The organism is Nostoc sp., from assembly GCF_036917455.1.
Taxonomy (GTDB): Bacteria; Cyanobacteriota; Cyanobacteriia; order Cyanobacteriales; family Nostocaceae; genus Nostoc.
In genome coordinates this window covers 1-5,410 of the sequence record NZ_JBALDK010000162.1, presented here as the reverse complement: position 1 = coordinate 5,410, position 5,410 = coordinate 1, and the positions used below count along the sequence as shown (strand labels likewise).

Here is a 5,410-nt window from a genome sequence, read left to right as displayed (position 1 = left end):
GGGAGGCAGGGGGCGCAGGGGAAGCAGGGGAGGAAGAATCTAATTGATCATCTTCGCTCCAAAATTGAATAATTTAATTTCTGGAAGTCCCTAAGTGTGCGTGAATAATTAAAGGTTTGCGATCGTGTCCGCTTAATTACTTTTTAAACGTGTTTCTAATGGATAGCTTTTTAAGGGAGGGTTGTGGGGATCGACTCTTAACCGAGTAGTATTGGTCAGTGAGGTACAGAGCAACTAATTTTAATTATGAAGAAGTAGAAATGTGCGGTGTCCAAATCCCCAACTTCTTTGATAAGTTGGGGATTTAATTTTTCACCAATGATTTAGAATTGCGATATCAAATATTTGAATAAACGTTTGAATTACGTATAAGTTGTATAGTCTCCACCTAAAACATTCTCAAGTTATAAATGATGTTTGACATCTTTAGTTATCCCTCTCCTAAGAAACCGTATTTGCTTGAAAGTCTTTTTCAGCAAAGATTATTATCGTTTTCTGGAGAAATTGATGGAAGATAGCTAAAATTAAGTATTTCTATTCTCTAGCAATGACAATATCGTTAGACTTAATGACTGCATAAGCTTCTTTTCCTTCAGATAGTTCTAATTCTTCTGCGGAAGCTCTGGTGATAATCGAGGTTAATTCTACTTTATGAATAATTTCTAAAGTTACCTCACTATTAACTGCTCCGTAAATAACTCGTTTAACAACACCTTTAAGAATATTACGAGAGCTAACTTTTAGTGATTTCTTTGGAATAGTACTTTCTATATCAGGCTTTTGAGTGTAGTAGATATCTTCCTGTTTTTCCTGCTGAGTTGGTGGTGCTACTGCTGCTGGTGAGTGCTGATTGAGACTACGCACGAGTTCTCGCAAAATCTCAGTCTTGGTGCGTTGAGACTGTTCGCAGAACTCCTCTAGAATTTTCCGCTCATCCTCTGAGGTTTGAAATGTAACCCATCCTTGTTCTTTTCTTGGCATAATATTATTATCAATTTTGGTTATTTTGGTAAAATTCTACCAAGTATTAATTCGATATGACGTTTTAGTAATAACATGTTTTTGCGATAATTTTCGGCATTTTTAGTAAAATTAATCAACTAATTTGATACAAATAACTACATAAATATTTATTTTTTTCTAGTTGCCAAATATTTTGTTACTTGAAAATGTCTAATAGGTTGAATGAACAAGTGTTTTGCTGTGACTTTAGGCACTTTGAGATCCCCTCTAACTCCCCTTCAAAAGGGGGGAACCAAAATCAAAGTCTCCCTTTTGAAGGGGAGCCACTGCGGTCTTGGGGTCTCCCCAAGTGAAGCAAGTGGCGTGGATTTAGGGGGATCTAAAATTTTTGATGGCAACAAGAGGACTTTTCAAACATCCTATAACCGTCATTATCTTTATACCAACTAGGATAGTATGATAGTAGTCTATGGTATTTGTGGAAATAGCGATCGCAGAGTGAATCTGGCAGAAAATTTGACTGGCGTAGGCGTAGCCCGTCGCAGACATCGCATGAGTGCCATAGAACGATCTAACGAGAGTTCACAATCGGGGGATGAAACACCTAAAATCGCGTTTTCAAGACCTGCGGAGTTTATTTGAGAACAATATCACTATTGAATATGTGGCAGAACCCCTCAAAGCAATGCCAGCTGATGCAGAGGTGACAGAAGTTCTACATTGGATGCAAGCACAAAATTTTGATGTTATCGGCGTTGAGACGGGAGATATTATCAGCGGTTATGTAGAACGCTCTAGTTTGATGCAAGGCAAAGAAGGCAAATGCAGCGACTATCAACGAGTCTTCCATCCCAAAGAACTAATAGCCATTTCTACCCCACTTATAAAGTTACTACCTATCCTACAACAAACTCCGCGATTGTTTGTTTTAGACTGCAATCAGGTAAGTGGGATTGTTACCTGTGGCGACTTGCAGAAAGCACCCGCGCGAATGCTACTGTTTGGCTTGGTAACGCTGCTAGAAATGAATTTACTGCGACTGGTGCGAATTTACTATCCCCAAGATTCTTGGCAAAAAGTCCTCAAACCTGAGCGTTTAGAAGTTGCTCAACGGCTATGGCGAGAAAGCCAAGAAAGAAATGAAGCTACCGATTTGTTAGATTATCTGCAATTCTGTGATAAACGCGAGTTGATTTTAAATCAGCCAGAACTTCTCCAGCAACTAGGATTAAAATCCAAACGGTTTGGCGAACGCTTCCTCAAGTCTGCTGAACAGTTGCGAAACCGATTAGCTCACGCCCAAAATTTAGTTAGTGGCTCCTCTTGGACAGAGTTGATTTCTCTAGCAAAAGAGATGGAAACGCTGTTAATTCTCTGTGAAGAAGTTGAGTGAAGTTGTCAGTTTGCAACAACATTATTTAACCAGTTTGTCAAGTCGGCTGCTGTCGAGAAATCTAATAACGCCTCGCTTAAATCCTCTAATTGAGTTAGCGATAATGCTTCAATTTGCGATCGCAATTCTGGAGTAACTATACCAATTCGTCGATAAAGTTGTCGCATGACTACTGACAACGCTTCTTCTCGTCTCCCTTGCTCAATTCCTTGTCTAATAATTCTTTGATAGACCACAGATTCCTGCATAAGCTCCTCTCGCAAAAGGCTTGTAATGAGATTGTTGTCACTGCTCTAACTGGCTCAACACTCAACTCGGTTTTAAGGTTTTTAACGTCTGCTGGAGTTTTGTTTAACAACCAGGTGGCAAAGCTTTCAGGATACTCTTCTGAAAGATAGCGGCAAACATTATCGATGGACATTGAGTTTAGAGTTAAAGCATTAACTAAGAAATATCATATTCAATACCTACGGTGGGCTACACCAATATATAGCAAGGGACTGGGGACTGGGTGAAAAGTCTTCTTGTGTCTAAGTTTCATCATCTGTTGATGTCCTAACCACCAAGGCTGGTGCTATAAAATTAAGCTTTAACGGGGGTTATTGAGCGAATCACTAACTTGAGTACCTGTATAATTTGGAACCCAACCTTCAGCGATCGCAAAATAGCGTATTGCTTTGCAATTTAACGATGCAGTCGGGCTGCACCAATGCTCAACGTCAGCAGGGATGTAGAGATAGTTTTGTGCCTGAACTAAAAGCTGTACTTGGCTGCCATCGGGTCGCACGAAGCCATAAATCATTTCTCCTACCAACACGTAAAAGGGTTCAGCCGCAGGATGAGTGTGGTAACGGCCGTAGGTTGCGATCAAATGGTGAAGATTGAAGGAACCTGGATGTATATTTAGCAAGTCACACCAGATAGCGCCATTTTCTTGCTGAAGAAACTCAAAAACGCTGTTATGGAGTTCTACACAATAACGTTTCTCAGCCTCAATTAAAACGTCCTGGTCTAACAGATTGGGGAAGAGTAGCGATGTTCCTGGGTCGTAGTGTCTGAGTTGAATGCCAAGAGGCGCAAGTTCACGAGCTATTTCGCCTAAATCACTCTCAATCGTACCATCGTCAAGTAGTAGGTTAGCCATGACAAAAAGACTAATTAACTGTTAAGAAAAGTATACTCTTCTTTGAAACAAAAAGCCACTATTTCCGACTGATAAACCGGAGTTTGATTTCGCCATTAATAAAAGAAATTTATTGCCAGAATAATGTTCATTGGTACCACTAGCATCTAAGCTAGTACGGGTGAACTATATGCAGCATAGAATGTCTGACTTAATTCTGTTTTGGCATCGGCGCGATTTACGCATTTCTGACAATACGGGACTGGCTGCGGCAAAACAGCAGAGTCCGAAGGTGGTGGGCGTGTTTTGCCTCGATCCGCATATTCTGGAACGGGATGATGTTGCTCCGGTGAGAGTAACTTATATGATTGGCTGTTTGCAGAAACTCCAAGAGCGATATGCTGAAGCTGGTAGCCAGTTATTAATACTCCAGGCTAATCCTGTACAAGCAATACCAGCTTTGGCAGAGGCAATAAATGCCAAAGCTGTTTTTTGGAATTGGGATGTAGAACCTTATTCGCAAGAACGCGATCGCACTGTTATAGACGCACTCAAAGAAAAAGGCATTGAGTTTCTTAATCAAAACTGGGATCAAATCCTCAACTCCCCAGATGAGATCCGCACGGGTGGTAATAGTCCTTACACAGTTTACACACCCTTCTGGAAAAATTGGATTACCAAACCGAAAGCGAAGCCAGTAGAAACACTACAAAATGTTGAAGGCTTAACGGAAGCTGAAGAGAAAACTGCAAAACTTGCAGGAGCGATCGCATTACCTTCAGCAAAAGATTTAGGGTTTATTTGGGATGAACAATTGATTATTGCACCGGGAGAAGCGGCGGCGCAAGAACGATTAGAAGAATTTACTTATAAAGCTATTACTGAATACCAAGAACAACGAAATTTCCCCGCAGTTGACGGCACATCGCAACTGAGTGCAGCTTTAAAATTTGGCGTAATTGGCATTCGCACCGTTTGGCAAGTCACTATAGAAGCACTAGAAAACAGCCGCAGTGAAGAAACAGCAGTTAATATTCGCACATGGCAACAAGAATTAGCTTGGCGGGAATTTTATCAACACGCAATGTATAACTTTCCCGAATTAGCTGATGGTGCTTTCCGCGACACCTTTAAGAACTTTCCTTGGGAAACTAATGAAGAACATTTCCAAGCTTGGTGTGAAGGAAGAACTGGCTACCCCATTGTAGATGCAGCAATGCGCCAGTTAAACGAAAGCGGCTGGATGCACAACCGTTGTCGAATGATTGTTGCTAGTTTTCTCACCAAAGACTTACTAATTAATCCCCAATTGGGAGAAAAATATTTTATGCAGCACTTGATTGACGGGGATTTATCTGCTAATAATGGCGGTTGGCAATGGAGTGCTTCTAGCGGCATGGACCCCAAACCTGTGCGAATTTTCAACCCAGCTAGTCAAACACAAAAATTCGATCCAGATGGGGAATATATTCGGCAATGGGTATCAGAATTACGCTCTGTAGATACAGAATATTTAGTTACTGGTAAAATTCCACCTTTAGAACGTCATGCTGTTGGTTATCCTGACCCAATCGTAGATCATAAAGTACAGCAACAGCAGTTTAAACAGCGTTATCAACAGCAAAAAAGCATTAGTAATGGTGAGTAAAAATATGAGTTTTTTAATATTTTTTTGAACAGCTTCATAGAGAATTGGTATGAGACTGTAAAAAAAGACTCAATCCTCTGATTTATTATTAGATTGAAGAGCATTCCATCGTTTACCTTTGGTCTTTAATCTTTCCTGCCCTCTATTCTAGAGTTTGATCCAGTCTCATCTGAAATTCATATAAAGATATTAAGTAGCTGGGCGGGAAAATTTATAACTATGTAACGAAAAGTTAATTAGAACGATTAAAGTCAAATTTGACACGTTTTGTACTGTAGTTTCC

5 protein-coding genes are annotated in these 5,410 nt (G+C 40.3%); 2 read left to right on the top strand and 3 right to left on the bottom strand.

The window, feature by feature from the left end; genetic code table 11:
- Window positions 1-534: 534 nt before the first annotated feature.
- Window positions 535-981, bottom strand: a complete 447-nt coding sequence (locus V7K42_RS17365; RefSeq protein ID WP_334918163.1) for a TOBE domain-containing protein — start codon at window positions 979-981, stop codon at window positions 535-537.
- 577 nt (window positions 982-1,558) lie between these two features.
- Here V7K42_RS17365 and V7K42_RS17360 point away from each other — a divergent pair.
- A complete protein-coding gene (locus V7K42_RS17360) occupies window positions 1,559-2,356 on the top strand; it encodes a hypothetical protein (RefSeq protein WP_334918161.1) in 798 nt (265 codons plus the stop codon).
- Between the two features lie 5 nt (window positions 2,357-2,361).
- Here the strand turns inward: V7K42_RS17360 and V7K42_RS17355 are convergent, their stop codons facing one another.
- Window positions 2,362-2,604: a DUF4351 domain-containing protein gene (locus V7K42_RS17355; RefSeq protein ID WP_334918159.1), complete on the bottom strand. Its 243-nt coding sequence runs from the start codon at window positions 2,602-2,604 to the stop codon at window positions 2,362-2,364.
- 341 nt (window positions 2,605-2,945) lie between these two features.
- Window positions 2,946-3,500, bottom strand: coding sequence for an acireductone dioxygenase (locus V7K42_RS17350; RefSeq protein ID WP_334918157.1), 555 nt, complete (start codon window positions 3,498-3,500; stop codon window positions 2,946-2,948).
- Between the two features lie 181 nt (window positions 3,501-3,681).
- Between V7K42_RS17350 and V7K42_RS17345 the strand changes: the two genes are divergently transcribed.
- A complete protein-coding gene (locus V7K42_RS17345) occupies window positions 3,682-5,127 on the top strand; it encodes a deoxyribodipyrimidine photo-lyase, 8-HDF type (RefSeq protein WP_334918156.1) in 1,446 nt (481 codons plus the stop codon).
- Window positions 5,128-5,410: the final 283 nt, after the last annotated feature.